Source organism: Nonomuraea sp. NPDC001636, assembly GCF_040298265.1.
GTDB lineage: Bacteria > Actinomycetota > Actinomycetes > Streptosporangiales > Streptosporangiaceae > Nonomuraea.
In genome coordinates this window covers 39,077-56,337 of record NZ_JBEOZT010000032.1, presented here as the reverse complement: position 1 = coordinate 56,337, position 17,261 = coordinate 39,077, and the positions used below count along the sequence as shown (strand labels likewise).

6 protein-coding genes are annotated in these 17,261 nt (G+C 71.7%); 5 read left to right on the top strand and 1 reads right to left on the bottom strand.

Annotated elements, in window-relative coordinates:
• Window positions 1-81 precede the first annotated feature (81 nt).
• Window positions 82-552, bottom strand: a complete 471-nt coding sequence (gene rraA / locus ABT158_RS42125) for a ribonuclease E activity regulator RraA (protein ID WP_352363477.1) — start codon at window positions 550-552, stop codon at window positions 82-84.
• Window positions 553-741: 189 nt separating this feature from the next.
• On the opposite strand from rraA, the gene ABT158_RS42120 reads away from it, so the two are divergent.
• From ABT158_RS42120 to ABT158_RS42100, 5 genes are all read left to right on the top strand, one after another.
• On the top strand, window positions 742-5,172 hold the full coding sequence (locus ABT158_RS42120) for a LamG-like jellyroll fold domain-containing protein (RefSeq protein WP_352363475.1): 4,431 nt from the start codon (window positions 742-744) through the stop codon (window positions 5,170-5,172).
• Between the two features lie 77 nt (window positions 5,173-5,249).
• Window positions 5,250-12,122, top strand: coding sequence for a polymorphic toxin-type HINT domain-containing protein (locus ABT158_RS42115; RefSeq protein WP_352363473.1), 6,873 nt, complete (start codon window positions 5,250-5,252; stop codon window positions 12,120-12,122).
• Window positions 12,123-12,136: 14 nt separating this feature from the next.
• A complete protein-coding gene (locus ABT158_RS42110) occupies window positions 12,137-12,874 on the top strand; it encodes a hypothetical protein (RefSeq protein ID WP_352363471.1) in 738 nt (245 codons plus the stop codon).
• 146 nt (window positions 12,875-13,020) lie between these two features.
• Entirely contained in the window at window positions 13,021-14,694 is a 1,674-nt protein-coding gene (locus ABT158_RS42105; protein WP_352363469.1) for an AfsR/SARP family transcriptional regulator, read from the top strand.
• A gap of 77 nt (window positions 14,695-14,771) precedes the next feature.
• Window positions 14,772-17,243 (top strand): S8 family peptidase, encoded by a 2,472-nt coding sequence (locus tag ABT158_RS42100; protein WP_352363467.1) that lies wholly within the window; start codon window positions 14,772-14,774, stop codon window positions 17,241-17,243.
• Window positions 17,244-17,261: the final 18 nt, after the last annotated feature.

Here is a 17,261-nt window from a genome sequence, read left to right as displayed (position 1 = left end):
TCCGGATCGTGATGTCCTGTCACGAAACCACACCCCGGCGTCCCTGTGGAAGGCCGCGTGGAAGGCCGCGCGGCGGCGGGGTCAGCCCGGTACGCGGGTGACCAGGATCCCGTCGTCGTCGCTGAACAGCTCGGCCCCCGGCGAGAACGTGACGCCGCCGAACGTCACCGGCACGTCCCGCTCGCCCGTGCCCGTCTTGCCGCTCTTGCGCGGGTTGGAACCCAGGGCCTTCACGCCGAGGTCGAGCTCGCGCAGCGCGGTCACGTCCCGGACGGCGCCGTGGATCACCACGCCCGCCCAGCCGGCCGCCACCGCCCCGCCCGCGATCATGTCGCCCATCAGCGCGGCGTGCAGCGAGCCGCCGCCGTCCACCACCAGGACCCGGCCCTCGCCGGGCTCCGACAGGACCGCCTTGAGCAGGGCGTTGTCCTGGTGGCAGCGCACGGTGGCGATCGTGCCGTGGAAGGCGCGGCGGCCGCCGTACTGGCGCAGCTGCAGGTCGCAGGAGTCGAGCTCGTCGCCGCGCTCGTCGTACAGGTCCGCGGTGTTCATGGGGGCCCTTCCCGGCGGGGGTGTCAGCGGTCGCGTTCATGCTGCCACGCCGGGCCCGCCGGAGACCGGCCGGGCGGGAAGCGTTTCCCACGTTTTCCCAACCGGCGGCCGCGGCCTACCCCGGCGGTCCGCGCCGATCGATGCTGTGGCGGAACGCAGGCCACGCGATCGTGCACCAGGGGAGTACGCATGGGGTTACGAAGGTGGACGGCCGTCCTGGCAGCGGCGTCGCTGGCCGTGGGCGGCCTGGCCGGCACGGTGTGGACGCCGCCGCAGGCGGTCGCCGAAGCGGTGGACGCCGCCACCGCGTGGATGGTCAAACCCCTGTTCCGGCTACGGGGCACCACCGGCACCGACAACACGCTGTTCACCACCTGGGAGACGGAGTACGACAGCGCGGTGACGAAATGGGGTTACACCCCTGAGGGCCAGGTGCTGCACGTCTCGCGCGAGGCGGTGACCGGGCTGTCGCCGGTCACCGGCCTGCGCAAGACGGGCGGCGACCGCATCTTCACCCTCGACCAGGGCGAGCGCGACCAGGCCGTCGCGCAGGGCTACGTGGACGAGGGCGTGCGCTTCCACGCCCAGGCCGCGGCCGGGGACGGGCTGCTCCCGGTCCACCAGCTCGTCAAGGGTGCCTCCCACCGGTACGCGGTCGGCGAGGCGGAGAAGGCGCGCGCGCTCGCCGAAGGCTGGACGTACCAGAAGGTCGCCTTCTACGGACGGGGTTCCTTCAGCAAGAAGCTGCTGCTCAACGGGGAGTTCACCACGGACGCCGGGTCATGGGAGGCCGCCGGGCCGACCACGACGGCGGTCGAGAACGGCGTGCTCAAGGTCACCGTGGCCGACGGCACCACCGAACCGGGACAGGCCCACCTGCGTCAGCTCGGGCGCACGTTGCAGGCCAAGAAGACCTACACGCTCTCCTTCGACGCCCACGCCACCGCCGCGGCGACCGTCAAGGCCGTGCTCTGCGAGGACGTCGAGACCTGCCCGGAGATCTTCGCCACGGACGTGGAGCTGCCCGACCAGCCGCAACACTTCTCCTACACCTTCGACTCCACCGCCGACACCACCACCGGGGCGCTCACCTTCCAGCTCGGCGGCCAGGGCGCGCTGACCGCCTTCCTGGACAACGTCTCGCTGACCGAGCAGAAGTGGACCGTCTCCACCGATCCCCGCCAGACCGAGGCCGAGGCGCTGGCCTCCGCCGAGGCCACGGGGCAACTGGTGGAGGTGCTGGCCGAGCGGGGCGAGACGCGCGAGGTGTACGCCACCCCCGAAGGCACGATGTACGTCAACGACCGGCTCGCCCCGATCAGGAAGAAGCAGGGCGACACGTGGGTCCCCCTGTACAACGGCCTGCGGTTCCAGGACGGGACGGTCCTGCCGTACTCCTCGCTGGTGGACCTCAGGCTGTCGGCCGGCGGGACGGGGCCGATGGCCACGCTCACCCGCTCCGGCCACACCATGTCGCTGACCTGGCCGACCACGCTGCCCACGCCGAGCCTGGACGGCGACACCGCCGTGTACGCCGGCGTGCTCGGACCGGACGTGGACCTGCGCGTGCGGGCCACCGCGGACGGCTTCGCGCACACGCTGGTGGTGAAGACCCCCGCCGCCGCCCAGGACCCCCGGCTGGCCAGCCTGACCCTCGGCCTGTCCGCGCCAACGCTGACGGTGAGCACCGGCGCCGACGGCACGCAGGAGGCGGTCGACCCCGACAACGGCGCGGTGATCTTCGAGGCGCCCAAACCCGTCATGTGGGACTCGGCGGCCGCGCCCCCCGCCGCGGGCACGGGCGTCGTGGGCGAGGACGGCCCCGTCGACCCGCCGACCACCCACGCCACGGACGGCGCCCCCGGCGACGCGTCGAAGATCGCCACGATCGGCACCGAACTGGGCCAGGGACAGCTCACGCTGACCCCCGACCCGGCCATGCTGACCGCGGCCGACACGACGTTCCCCGTCTACATCGACCCGATGTACCGCACGCCGATGAGCTCGGCGAACCTCATGGTGGCCAGCAGCGGGTTCGAGATCTACAACTTCACCAAGGACCAGGGCATGGGCCGATGCCCGATCGGCCTGCCCTCCAGCGGCAAGAGCTGCGGCTCCCCGCACAAGAAACGGCTGTTCTACCGCATCCCCACCGGCTGGCTGGCCGGCAAGCAGGTGCTGTCCGCCGAGTTCCACGTGCGGGAGGTGTGGGCCGCCTCCGGCAACAAGCGGCCGGTCAACATCCACCTGGCCAAGGCGTTCGGCAAGAACTCCACCTGGAACTCCACCTCCGACAACTGGCTGCGCAAGCTGGACAGCCGCAACGTGGCCAAGGGGTGGTCGGGCTGCGCCGCCAAGTCCTGCCCGGCCGGTGACGTGCTGTTCAACGTGACCTCGGGCGTCAAGGAGGCGGCCCAGAAGGGCTGGCGGGACACCACCTTCGGCCTGCGCGCCGCCGACGAGGGCGACCAGCTCGGATGGAAGCGGTTCGAGTCGCGCGCCTACCTGCGCGTGCACTACAACAGGCCGCCGCTGCAGCCGAGGATGAGCCAGCTGGAGATGGAGCCGGGCGGCCCGTGCAAGGGGCCGGGCAACCCGTCGGTGTTCAACTGGTCCACGCCGAAGCTGATCGCCAAGAACCTCCGCGACCCCGACACCTACAACCGCACGGCCGACAAGGTCCAGGCGGAGTTCCTGGTGTCGTGGAAGAACGCCGCCGGGCAGAACAAGGAATGGCGGTACCTCACGCCGGCCAAGAGCGCCAAGTCCGGCAAGTCGGGCAACAGCTTCATGGCGCAGGTGCCGCGCGGGCTGCTGCCGGAGAACACCGTCGTCAACTGGCAGGTCCGCGCCCAGGACAGCCGCAAGGGCAAGGGGCCGTGGAGCTCGGCCGGGGCGGCGACCGCCTGCTACTTCGTCTTCGACACCAAGGCGCCGCCGCTGCCGGTGATCACCTCGTCCGGCGCCGACGGGTACGTCGCGGAGGACCCCCTCGACCCGGCGCAGACGCCGCAGGACGGCATGGGCCGCCACGGCCGGTTCGTCATCACCTTCGACCCGTCGGTGACCGAGTGGGCCTACGAGGTCAACGACGACCCCACCCAGTTCCGCAGGAGGACCGCGGGCAGCGCCACCGAGACGGTGCAGATCCTGCCCAAGGTCGTCGGCAGCAACAGCCTCTACGTCCGCGTCAAGGACCAGGCGGGCAACTACTCCAAGGGGTCGGCCGTCTACCGGTTCCGGGTCGCGCCCGGCCGCGGGCCGAAGGCCCACTGGAAGCTCAACGACCCGGCCGGCGCCACCACCCTGGCGGAGACCGGCGGCCGCTACCCGGCCCGTACCGCGGGCACGCCGCAGCTCGGCGTGGCCGGTTCCCGCGGCACGGCGATGGCCGGCAACGGCACCACCGCCTACGCCCGCACCGACGCCGCGGTGCTCGACACCACCAAGAGCTTCACGGTGACGGCGTGGGCGAAGCTGCCGGACGTCCTGCCCTCGTCCTACGCCACCGTGCTGGCCCAGGACGGCGCCAACGTGTCCGGCTTCTGCCTGCGCTACGACGCGCCGAACCGCAAATGGGTGTTCTGGCGCATGAACGCCGACTCGACCTCGGCGGCCTCGGCCAGCGCGTGGTCGGCGAAACCGGCCAGACCCGGCGAGTGGACGCACCTGATGGGCGTCTTCGACTCGGTGGCCAAGAAGGTGCGCATCTACGTCAACGGCGAGCCCGGCACCGAGATGGACTACACCGCCGCCTGGGCGGCCAACGGCCCGCTCACCATCGGCCGGGTCCTGTGGGGCGCCCAGCCGCTCGACCACTTCCCCGGCAAGATCGACGACGTCCGCGTCTACGACCGGATCGTCAGCGTCGAGGAGGCGGCGGCGCTGTCCAAGGAGATGCTGACGGTGACGCACAAGTGGCACCTCAACAACGTCCCCGACGACAGCGGCGAGGCGCCCAGGACCCCCGTCAAGCTGTACGGCGCGGCCCGCTTCGTGCCCAAGACCCCCATGAGCAACAGCGTCGTGCCCGGCTCCCTGCGCCTGCCGGGCGCGACCGGCGACCACGCGGCCGTCGAGTCGGCCGTGCTGGATCCGCGGGAGAGCTTCACCCTCTCGGCCTGGGTGGAGACCAGCGGCCAGGCGCGCAAGGCGATGACCCTGCTGAACCTGCCCATGGCCACCGGCAGCGCGCTGACCGTCAAGTTCGACCCCGCCCGCGGCGACCCGGACATGGGCGAGACCGGCCGGTACGTCGTGGAGATCCCCGGCGGCACCGTCGTGGAACACCCCGCCTTCCACACCGGGCTCGGCGACTGGGACCACCTGGCGATCGTCTACCGGGCACGGGAGAAGACGCTGGAGTTCTGGGTGAACGGCACCCTCGAAGCGGCGCCGGAGGCCGAGGTCAAGTCCTACCGCAACGACGTCACCCTGTCGGGCCCCATCACCTCGGCCCAGCTCGGCCGCGGCGGGACGGGCCTGAACTGGTCGGGCCACGTCGACGACGTGTGGGTGCTGCGCGGCCCCGCGGACGGGAGCCTGATCGACCTGTTGTCCCTGTGGTCGGAGATGACGACCGTCTCCGAAGACGCGCTCAACGACAACACCCCTGACTGACCCCGGTGCGGGGGCGTCGCGCCGGCGCCCCCGCCGTCCCTCCTGCCGCTTCCGCTCTCTTCCCTGGGAGGTACGGCATGCGCGTCCATGCCGCACGCCGACGTCGCTCTTCCTGGTCCCGGCTGCTCCGCGCGGCCCTCACGTTGCTGCTCACGGCCGGCCTGATGGTCGTGCCCGCGACGCTCCCCTCCGCCGACGCCGCCGCCGAGCGGGATCGGCCCAAGCCCGTCGACCGGGAACGGGTCGTGCCCGGACGGCCCGCCGCGGTGAAACCGCGGATCACCGAGCCGAAGGCCCCCGACCCGGTGGCCGCCTGGCCCGCGCCCGGCACGGTCGAGGTGGACCTGGCGGCCGCCCCGGCGTCCGCCGCCGCCGCCCGCAAGGCGGGCGCGCTGTCCGCGACGGCGGCCGACGCCGCCGCCTCCGCCGCCGGGCGGGTGCGGATCCAGACCCACGACCGCGCGGCCTCGCAGCGGGCGGGGGTCGGCGGCCCGGTCTTCACCGCGGCCCGCACGTCGGGACCGCCGGGCAAGGTCACGATGAAGGTGGACTACGCCCCCTTCGCCGAAGCCTACGGAGGCGGCTTCGGCTCCCGGATGCGCCTGGCGGCCCTGCCCGCATGCGCCCTGACCAGCCCGGACAAGGCCGAGTGCCGCCGGGCCGTGCCGCTGAAGGGCCGCAACGACACCGCGACCAGGACGCTCAGCGCCGACGTCGACCTCGCCGCCGAGCCGATGGTGCTGGCCGTGACCTCCGGGACGTCGGGGGACAAGGGCGACTTCGGCGTCACCTCGCTGTCGCCGTCGGCGACCTGGCAGGTCAGCCCGCAGACGGGCGACTTCACCTGGTCCTACCCGCTGCGGGTGCCGCCGGTGCCGGGCGGGCTGGTGCCGAACCTGGTGGTGAACTACTCCGCGGCCTCCGTCGACGGGCGCACCGCGACCACCAACAACCAGGCGTCCTGGCTCGGCGACGGCTTCGAGCTGTCGCCCGGGTACATCGAGCGCAAGTACAAGTCCTGCAAGGACGACGGCGTCCCCAAGGACCCGACGTACCAGGTCGAGCCGATGGACCAGTGCTGGGCCTACGACAACGCCACGCTCGCCCTCGGCGGATCGGGCGGCGAGCTCGTCCCGACCGGCCCCGACACCTGGGTCCTGGCCAGGGACGACGGCACCCGGGTCCAGCGCCTCACCGGCACCGCCGCCGACACCGCCAACGGCGACGACGACAACGAGTACTGGCGCGTGACCACCGCCGACGGCACCCAGTACTACTTCGGCAAGAACCGCCTGCCGGGCTGGACCACCGGCAAACCCCAGACGAACTCCGCCTGGGACGTCCCGGTGTTCGGCGACGACGCCGGCGAACCCTGCCACAAGGACGCCTTCAAGGACTCCTGGTGCCGCCAGACCTGGCGGTGGAACCTCGACTACATCGAGGACACCCACGGCAACGCGGTGACGTTCTCCTACGCCAAGGAGCAGAACCGCTACGGCCGCAACCTGCGCGCCGCCGACGACACCGCCTACGACCGCGGCGGCTACCTGACCTCCATCCAGTACGGCCTGCGCACCGGCGACCTGTTCCCGGCCACGCCGCCCGCGCGGGTCGACTTCACCAACGCCGAGCGCTGCCTGCTGACCGCGGCCGAGTGCGCCGACATCTCCGCCCACCCGCTCCGCTGGCCGGACGTGCCCTGGGACATGAACTGCGACGAGGGCACCGAATGCAAGGACGGCAAGGGGACGGCCTCGCCGAGCTTCTGGACCCGCAAGCGCCTGACGAAGGTCACCACCAAGGTCGTCGACGCGGCCGGCACCGGCCACCGCGACGTGGACTCCTGGGAGTTCAAGCACCTGTGGGGCATCGCCGACGTGGACCGGCAGCTCAAGCTCACCGACATCGTCCACACCGGGCACGCCGGCGCGGCGCCGGTCACCATGCCGCCGGTGAGCTTCGTCTACCAGCAGCTGGCCAACCGGGTGGACAAGCTCGGCGACGACGTCGGCCCGTTCGTCAAGGAGCGGGTGGCCTCGATCCAGAACGAGACCGGCGGCAAGCTCGACGTCACGTACTCGGGGATGGACTGCAGCCCCTCCGACCTGCCGCAACCGGCGAGCAACCGGCGGCTGTGCTTCCCGACGTTCTGGCAGAACTCCAACGGCGGCGCCGACCCGAGCCTGGACTGGTTCCACAAGTACGTCGTCCGCGAGCTGATCCAGACCGACCTGACCGGCGGCGGCTCGGACATGGTCACCCGCTACGACTACAGCATCGGCAAGCCCGCCTGGCACTACGCCGACGACGACGGCATCACGCCGGAGAAGTTCAAGACGTGGTCGAACTGGCGCGGCTTCGACAAGGTCCGGGTGATCGGCGGGGCCACCAGCGCGGCCAGCGGCGGCACCCCGTCCCAGACCGACTACTGGTACTTCCAGGGCATGAACGGCGACCGCGCGGCGGTCTCCGGCGGCACCAGGACCGTCACCGTGGACGACGGCGAGGGCGGCACCTACACCGACCACGAGTCCCTGCACGGCACGACCCTGCGCACCGTGACCTACGACAAGGCCGGCGGCGTGCCGGTGAGCAAGTCGATCAGCACGCCGTGGTACCACCAGACGGCCTCCAGGTCCCGCCCGTGGGGCACGATCACCGCCAACCTGACCGGCACCAAGTCCACCCGCACCTTCGGCCTGGTCGGCCTGTCCTGGCAGCAGACCCGCTCGACCGTCACCGAGTTCGACCTGACCACCGGCGCCGCGCTGACCACCGACGACGAGGGCGAGGTGGGCGTCGCCGGCGACGAGGAGTGCACCAGGACCGAGCTGACCGCCGACGGGGCGCGGGTGCTGCGCCTGCCGGCCCGGGTGACCACGGTGGCCCGCCGCTGCGCCGACACCCCGAACCTGCTCACCGACCTGATCGCCGACGCCCGCACCTACTACGACGACAAGGCGTTCAAGGCCGCGCCCGTGCACGGCGACGTGACCAGGACCGAACGCGGGAACGCCGCCTCGGCGACCGCGATCACCGGCTACCAGGTGATGGCCCGGTCGACCTACGACGACCTGGGACGCCCCAAGACCGTCGCCGACGCCGCCGGGCTGACCACCTCCACCGACTACACCGAGCCGCACGGCGTCACCACGCAGGTGGTCACCACCACCCCGCGGGCCCGCGCCGACGACCCCGACTCGGCCATGGTCACGACCCGGGTGCTCGACCCGGCGTGGGGCCTGGCGACGCGCGAGACCAGCGCGGCCGGCAAGGTGACGATCGCGCAGCGGGACGCGCTGGGCCGCACCGCGAAGGTCTGGGGGCCGGGCCGCACGACGAGCATGACGCCCGACAACGAGTACCAGTACCTCGTCAACCCCGGCGCGATCGTGGCCGTGGGCGCGAAGACGCTGACCAGCGAAGGCGGCCAGCAGACGTCGTACACGCTGTTCGACGGGTGGCTGCGGCCCAGGCAGTCGCAGGCGCCCGGCAAGAACGGCGACACCAAGGGCCGGATCGTCTCCGACAGCGTCTACAACGGGGCCGGCCAGGTGCACTACACCTTCGCGCCCTACTACGCCGACGGCGACCCCGAGCCCAAGCGGTTCGGCGTGGCCACCGTGGGCGCGGTGGAGTCGCAGCTGTGGAACACCTACGACGGCCGCGGCCGGCTGCTCGCCGAACGGCTGCTGTCCGGCAACAGCGACGGCGACGTCAACGAGCTGTGGAACACCCGCTACGAGTACGGCGGCGACTGGACCAAGGTCGTCCCCCCGTCCGGCGGCACCCCCGTCACCACCTACACCGACGTGCACGGGCGTACCCGTGAGATCCAGCAGCAGACGGCCGCCGGGCCGGTCGTCACCACGTTCGCCTACAACCACCGCGGCCAGCAGGAGTCGGTGACCGGCCCCGGCAACCAGGTCTGGTCCTACAGCTACGACCTGCTCGGCCGCCGGGTGCAGTCGAACGACCCCGACCGCGGCGTCGAGAAGACCGCCTACGACAACCTCGACCGGCCGGTCCTGATGACCGACGCCCGCAACCAGAAGATCGGCATCGAGTACGACGGGCTCGACCGCATGGTCGCCAAGTACGACGCCACCACGTCGTCGCCCGGCACCAAGGTCGCCGAGTGGGTGTACGACACCGTCCGCAAGGGCCAGATCACCAGCTCCACCCGCATCGTCGGCAACGACCGGTACACCACGCAGGTGGAGGCGTACGACAACCTGGACCGCCCGCAGCGCAGCAGGGTGGTCCTGCCCGCCGTCGAGGGCGGCCTGGCGCCCGCCCAGGGGTACGTCTTCGACACCAGCTACAACCTCGACGGCAGCGTCGCCGCGAGCAGCAGCCCCGCCGTCGGCGGGCTGCCCGCCGAGAACATCGCCTACACCTACGACGACCTGGGCCGCCTGGTCTCCACCAAGTCCCAGCTGTCGACGTACCTCGTCGGCACCGACTACACCAAGACCGGCCGGGTCATCGGCCTGCGCATGCAGTCCGGCGGCGACGGCAAGCAGATCGACCAGACCTTCGACTACGAGTTCGGCACCGGCCGTCTGGCCAAGGCCACCACCTGGCACTTCGGCATGGCCGGCACCGACCGCAGCACCCAGTACGCCTACCAGCCCGCCGGGAACGTCACCCAGATCAAGGACACCTCCCGCGACGGCGTCGACAACCAGTGCTTCCGCTACGACGAGCTGTCCCGCCTGTCGGAGGCCTGGACCCAGGACGGCGACGCGGCCTGCGCCGCCACCGGCGCGAACGCCACCGTCGGCGGCCCGGCCCCCTACCGCGCCGCCTACACCTACGACGACACCGGCAACCGCCGCAGCGAGTCCCTCTACGGCGCCGGCCCGGCGGGCGGCGTCCAGCAGTCGGACCGCACCTACGTCTACGACCCGGCCAAGGCCCACCGCCTCACCACGGTCCCCGGCGCCGCCTCCTTCGCCTACGACGCCTCGGGCAACACCGTCGAGCGCCGTACCCAGGCGAGCAACCAGACGCTGACCTGGGACGCCGAAGGCGAACTCGTCAAGGTCAACGACGACAAGAAGGGCGAGACCCGCTTCCTGTACACCGCCGACGGCGAGCGGCTCATCCGGCGCGACAAGGACGGCACCACCCTGTACCTGCCCGGTCTGGAGGTGCACCTGGTCAAGGGTGCCACCAGCCCCACGGCCAGCCGCTACGTCGGCAACGCCATGCGGACCACCACCGGGGTCACCTACGTCCTCGGCGACCACCACGGCACCGCCGAACTGGCCGTCAACGCCGAGACCGGTGCCCTCAGCCAGCGCCGCTACACCCCCTTCGGCGCCCTGCGCGGCAGCCAGGGCGCCTGGCCCCAGGACCACCAGCGCGGATTCGTCGGCGGCATCAACGACACCAGCACCGACCTGACCACGCTCGGCGCCCGCAGCTACGACCCGCTCACCGGCCGCTTCATCTCCGTCGACCCCCTCATCCAGATGGGCGACTCCCAGCAGATGAACGGCTACAACTACGCCAACAACAATCCCCCCACCTTGGCCGACCCCACGGGCAAGAAACCCTGCTGCACCGGCGTCGGCTGCTTCCACTCCATCGCACCTCCCTGCGCGCCGGGCGAGGACCACGACAACCCGGACTGCGAAGGCCCCTGCGATCGGGACGGCGCCAGGAATCGCCTCAACAACGCCCGCGACTCGCAACAGAACGAGCGGCAGCAACAACAGCAGACCGCCAAGCGGAACGCGGTGCTCGAAGCCTTGAAGGCCGCAGGCATCGGATTCATCAAAGACTTCCTGAAAATAGATGACATAAAAGGCTGCTTGGGCGGCAGCGTCGGCAGTTGCGTCAGCCTGATCCTGGAATTCGTGCCGGCCAAGAAGATCGGCGGCCTGATCTGGAAACTGGCCACCAGGGTCCGGATGGGCATCAAGATCTACAAAAAGGTCCAGGGCATCATCAAGGCGGCCCGCCGCGCCATCGAGGCCATCGACGCCAAGATCGACGACATCAACAAGAAAATCGCCGCCCTGGACGGCCTGATAGCCCGCGCTGGTAAACGCGGCAAGAATGCGTCGGGAGGCGGCTCCTGCTCCTTGTCCAACAGTTTCGTCCCCGGGACGAGGGTTCTGCTCGCCGACGGCTCCAGCAGGCCCATCGACCAGATGAAACCCGGCGACAAGGTCATGGCCACCGACCCGGAGACCGGCCGCACCGAGGCCAAGGAGGTCACCGCCACCATCGCCGGTGAAGGCTCCAAGAACCTGGTCACCGTCACCGTGGACAACGGCGACGGCAGCACCCGCGACATCGTCGCCACCGACGGCCACCCCTTCTGGGTGGCGGACGCGGGGAACTGGCGGGAGGCCAAGGACTTACGCCCCGGCCAGCTCCTCCGTACGGCCGCCGGCACCTACGTCCAGATCAAGGCGGTCCGGTCCTGGACGGCACAGGCCCGCGTCCACAACCTCACCGTCGCAGACCTCCACACGTATTACGTGCTGGCAGGCGCCGTCCCCGTCCTGGTGCACAACTGTGGCCGCCCTCATGTGTGGGAGCCGCTGGGCCTCGCCGACGACCCGCAGGGGGCCCTTCCGGCGGGCGCCGGCATCCGGGCGGGGGAGGGGCTGGCGGACGGCAGATACACCTACGTGGTGCGAATGGACGGGTCGTTGCGTGCCATGGAGAACACTTCGATGCGGGCGCTTGCCGAGGACGCGGGTCACACCAGTCTCGCGGACTCTCAACCCGTTCTCATGGCCGGTACGTTCGATGTCTCAGACGGCGTGGTCACCCGGTACGACAACTACTCCGGTCACTATCGCCCTGTTCCCAGGCGTGGTGCCATGTCGTTGCAGATCATAGCCACCGCCGCGCTCACCAGGCACGGGATCACGATCGCTCCCAACTCCTGGAACCTGTGGCTACCCACCAACTTCGTGCTCGAATAAGCGAAGGGGAAGACGTGCGCTTCGCCGCGACGCTGACGCGCTTGATGCGGTGTCGGCAGTTGGACCTGCGATCACTGTCCCAGCTGGCTCGGATTCCGGAGCCCGATCTCCTGGCGATCACTCGTGGCTCGGCGCCGGGACGTGCACAGCTGCGTCAGCTCGCGGCGGCGCTCGATATGCACGCGGCGGACCTCTTCCTGGTCGCGTCGGTGCCCCTCGAAGACGACATGCCGCCTCGAGACAGGCGGGCCGGGATGGAGCTTCCCCGGCTGGTGAACCACGCCGCGCACCTTCCCGCGGAGCTCCGCGGTCAGTTGCGGGAACGCGCACATGAGATGCGGAACGCCCCGGGCGCCGGTTCGCCGCCGCCCGAGCCGACGCACCTGCGGTACCAGCCCGGTGATGGAGCCCTTCTGGGGGAGATGCTCGAGACCCGGAACCTTGATTGGACGGCGGCCGCCAAAGTCCTCCTTGTGATGACCGGCCTGTATCTCTCGGCGGCGACGATCGGGGCGGTGGCCCGCGGCCGTATCGCGCTCACCCCCGAACTCGCCGCCGGGTTCGGAGTCGTACTCGGATTCTCCGTGGAAGAGGTGGCCGCGCTGACGGAAAGAGACATCCCGGCAATCCATCGACGGTCGCCCGTCGCGGGAATGGCCGAGCTGATCTGGGACGTTCGGCGTCTGACGCAAGGGCAGGTCAAATACCTGGGTGACGTCGCTGAATCCATGAGACGCGATCACGGAACGTGACTTGCCCTTTCTTCATAGTGCATTTCGTCTCGGCGAGATATCGCCTCGGCATCGAGAAAGGTAAGCTTTCTTCCGGAAATTGCGAGATTCGTCTCGATTGAATATCGGTTGACGGCGGAGATCCACAACCGGTCAATCATGGGCGGATGACCAAGTCGGCGAACGACGGTGTCCGTTTGCTCGGGCCGGTCGAGTTCCGGTGGGCGGGGGGCCCGGTGGCGCTGCCCAGGCGGCAGCAGCGGCTGTTGCTGGGGGTGCTGGCCCTGTCGCCCAACCGCGTCGTCCCCCTGGAACGTCTCGTCGAGGTGCTCTGGCCCGACGGGGCGCCGCAAGGGGCACGCCGGCAGGTCCAGGTGCTCGTCTCGCGGATGCGGGGCCTGCTCGGCGGCGCCGGCGTGAGCGGGGTCGAGGTGCGCGCCGCCGGTTCGGGCTATGAGCTGCGCATCGACCCCATGGCCGTGGACGCTCACCGGTTCGCCGTGTTGAGGGAGCGGGCCGAGGGCAGTGACGACGACGAGGAGAAGGCCGGGCTGTTGCGGCAGGCGCTGGAGTTGTGGCGTGGCCCGGTGCTCGACGAGGCGGCGGTCGGCGCCGCCCGCGACACGCTCTGCGTCCGGCTGGAGGAGGCGCGGCGCGAGGCGATCGAGGAGCACGCCGAGGCGTCGTTGCGGCTCGGCCGGCACCGGCAGGTCCTCGGCGCGCTGGCCGAGGAGGTGGCGACCGCCCCCACCCGTGAACGGCTGGTGGGCCTGCTGATGCTCGCGCTCTACCGCTCCGGCCGCATCGCCGAGGCCCTGGACGCCTTCGAACGGTCACGCGCCCACCTGAACGACGAGCTGGGTCTGGATCCCGGCCCCGCCCTGGTACGGCTGCGCCTGGACATCCTGCGCGGCGACCCCCGCCTCGGCGGCCGGGCAGGGCAGGGCGGCATCGGCGGCCCCGAGGCCGTCAGGCGGTCCGGCGATCTGGAGGGGGAGGGGCTGGTGATGCTCGGCCTGGGCCGGATCCGCTTCGCCCAGGACCGCTTCGCCGAGTCCGTCGCCGCCTACGAGGAGGCCCGGCGAGCCTTCCAGCGGCTCGGCGACCGGCGGCACCTGGCGGCCGCCCTGTCCGGGCTGGGCACCGTACGGGCCGAGGGCGGCTGGTTCGCCGAGGGGGAGACCGACCTGCTGGAGGCGGCCTCGCTCTTCTCCGCCCTCGGTGACCAGGCCGGGCACGCGCACGCCATCTACATGCTGGGCTTCGTGGAACGCGAACGCGGCGACGACGAGCTGGCGTTGTGGCTGCTCAGCCGGGCGCTGCAGACGTACCAGAAGATCGGTGACCTGCGCTGCCAGGCGCTGCTCCAGCGCAGCATCGGGCTGGTGCACCGGGCGAGGGGCGAGTACGGGCACGCCGCGACCAGGACGCGCGAGTCCCGCCGCCTGTTCGCCGCCCTGGCCGACCCGCACGGGACGGCCTACGCCGACCAGTCCCTGGCCAAGATCCGGATCCGCGTGGGCGACCTGCCGCAGGCCGAGCGGGCGCTCCAGGCGAGCCTGCGCGTCTTCACCCGCCAGGACGACCGCTTCGGCCGCGCGCTCGGCCTGCGGACGCTCGGCGAGCTGCGCCTGGAGCAGGACGCGGTGGCGGAGTCCAGAGCCGCGCTGTCCGCCTCACTCGACCTGTGGGACACGCTGGAGCTGCCGCTGTGGCGCGCCCGCACGCTCTCCGTCCTGGCCCGCCTGGAGTCGCGCAACGGCGAGGCCGCGCACGCCGGCGCCGCCCGCCAGGAGTCGACCGCCATCTTCAGCCGGATCGGCAGCCGCGAAGGGCGCTGACGTCGCTGGCAAACGGGTGGCAACAGGGGCCGCTTACATTGCGCGGGCATCTTCGTCCCGCGCCGAAGGAGAGCCTCATGAGGCGATCAGCCACCGTCACGGCGACCATCCACCGGGTGCTCGTCCTTACGGCGATCCTGCTCTCCTCGCTCGCCGTCGCGACCGGCTCGCCGGCCGCCGCGGCGGGGCAGCGGACGGACGCGGGGCAGCGGACGGACGCGGGGCAGCGGACGGAGGCGGGGCAGCGGGCGGACGCGGTGCCGTGGGTGGAGCCAGGACTGGCCCGCAAGCTGGACTCCGGAGGCAGGCTCCGGGTCAACGTCGTGACCAGGGACCGTGACGAGCTGGCCGCCGTCTCCGGCTCCGGCGCCGGCCAGGTGCTCCAGACGCTGTCCCGCCTGCCCGTGGTCACCCTGCGGACCGACCAGGCGGGCCTCCAGCGGCTGGCCGCCAGACCGGGTGTGCTCAGCGTGTCCGAGGACCGGCCGGTGCCGCCGGCCCTCGGGCAGAGCGTCCCGCTGATCGGCGGCGACCGCACCAGGGCAGCCGGGCTGACCGGCGCGGGCACCGCCGTGGCCGTGCTGGACACCGGCGTCGCCACCGGCCATCCCTTCCTCGGCGGCCGCGTCGTGGCCGAGGCGTGCTTCTCGCCCGCCGACCCCGACTACTCCGCCACCAGCCTGTGCCCCGACGGCGCCCCCAAGCAGGACGGCCCCGGCTCGGCCGACGCCGAGAGCGGCGGCTGCTCCGACGAGCTGCTGGACTGCTCCCACGGGACGCACGTGGCCGGGATCATCGCCGGTGACGGCGAAGGGATCGACGGCGACGGCGGGAGCGGGGTCGCGCCGGACGCCGACCTCGTGGCCATCCAGATCTTCAGCCGCTTCGACTCCGACGACTTCTGCGGCTCCAGCGGCGCGCCGTGCCTGCTCAGCTTCTCCAGCGCCCAGCTGGCCGCGCTGGAGAAGGTCCAGGCGCTGAAGGCGACCCTGCCCATCGTGGCGGTCAACCTGAGCCTGGGCAGCGGCACGCACACCGCGGCCTGCGACACCGACCCGCGCAAGGCCGCCATCGACGCCCTGCTGGCGGCCGGGGTCGCCACCGTCGTGGCGGCCGGGAACGACGCCGCCCCGAACGCGGTGGCCGCCCCCGCCTGCGTCTCGTCGGCCGTCGCCGTGGGCAGCACCACCGACGCCGACGTCCTGTCGTCCTTCAGCAACCGCGGCCCGCTGCTGGATCTGCTGGCACCCGGCAGCGACATCGTCTCCTCCGTGCCCGGCGACCGCTGGGCGTCGATGAGCGGCACGTCGATGGCCGCGCCGCACGTCGCCGGGGCGCTCGCGGTGCTGAGCCAGGCGTTCCCCGGGGTCGGGCCCGCGGCTCTGGAGGCCAAGCTCAAGGAGACCGGGCGCGCGATCGCCTACACCGGCGCCACCACGCCCCGCATCCAGCTCGACGCCGCCGCCCTGGACGCGACGCCCCGGCCGGGGCCCGACCAGTACTTCCACTCGCGGGGCAGGATCCTGGACAACGTCCGGATCAGCGCCGACTCCACCATGGCCGTGCAGGTGGCGGGCGTGGCGGGGCTGCCCGCGCAGGGCGTGCGGTCCGTCGCGCTCAACGTCAGCGCCAAGGGCGACTTCTTCAACACCGGGACGATCACCGTGCACGCCTCCGACGAGCAGGAACCGGACGGCAAGGTGCTCGCCTACGACACCTCCCGCTACGCCTCCACCATGATCATCGCCAGGGTCGGCGCCGACGGGAAGGTCAAGGTGGTCAACCGGGGGACGGGCCCCGTCAAGGTGACGCTCGACGCGCACGGCCACACCCTCGACAAGGCGGCCGCCGCCGTGGGCGGCACCTACTTCCCCGTCACGCCCGCCCGGGTGGCCGACCACACCGTCATCCCCGCGCTGGGCAACTACGAGCTGCCCGTCGCGGGCGTGCCCGGCCTGCCCGCCACCGGGGTCGCCCAGGTCGCCCTCACGGTGGTGCTGAAGAGCCCGTCGACCGGCACCGTACGGATGTACGCCGCCGGGGACGCCTACCCCGTCGACGCCAACATCGACTACCCGGCGAACCTCACCACGCAGTTCCACACGATCGTCAAACCGGGCCAGGACGGCAAGATCAACGTGCACAACCTCGGCTACGACAACGCCGAGATCTCCGTGGACGTCACCGGCTACTTCTCCGCCGAGCGGCGCGGCGCGCTGGTCAAGGCCGTCCGTCCCACGTCGGCGGGACGGGCCCTGGCGATCCCTGCGGGCGGCACCAAGACCGTGCGCTTCACCGGCCTGCCCGCCTCCGGCGTCACCGCGGTCGCGCTGACCGTGGCCGCCCGGGGCTCGGCCGCCGGGACCGTCTCGGTGCTGCCGCAGAGCGGGCCATCGACCGCCCGCGTCGTCTCCTACCCGGCGGGCAAGGACGCCGTCGGGTCCACCATCGCCGCCGTCCGCGCCGACGGGTCGGTGGTGCTGAAGAACGAGGGCACCGGGCAGGTCAGCGTCGACGTCGACCTGTACGCCTACTTCGCGAACGCCTGACCCCCGGTCACCCGCGTC

Excerpts from the sequence above, each read along its gene's own strand:
- rraA (WP_352363477.1), bottom strand. The coding sequence starts at position 552 with ATGAACACCGCGGACCTGTACGACGAGCGCGGCGACGAGCTCGACTCC.
- ABT158_RS42115 (WP_352363473.1), top strand. The coding sequence starts at position 5,250 with ATGCGCGTCCATGCCGCACGCCGACGTCGCTCTTCCTGGTCCCGGCTG.
- ABT158_RS42100 (WP_352363467.1), top strand. The coding sequence starts at position 14,772 with ATGAGGCGATCAGCCACCGTCACGGCGACCATCCACCGGGTGCTCGTC.
- ABT158_RS42120 (WP_352363475.1), top strand. The coding sequence starts at position 742 with ATGGGGTTACGAAGGTGGACGGCCGTCCTGGCAGCGGCGTCGCTGGCC.
- ABT158_RS42105 (WP_352363469.1), top strand. The coding sequence starts at position 13,021 with ATGACCAAGTCGGCGAACGACGGTGTCCGTTTGCTCGGGCCGGTCGAG.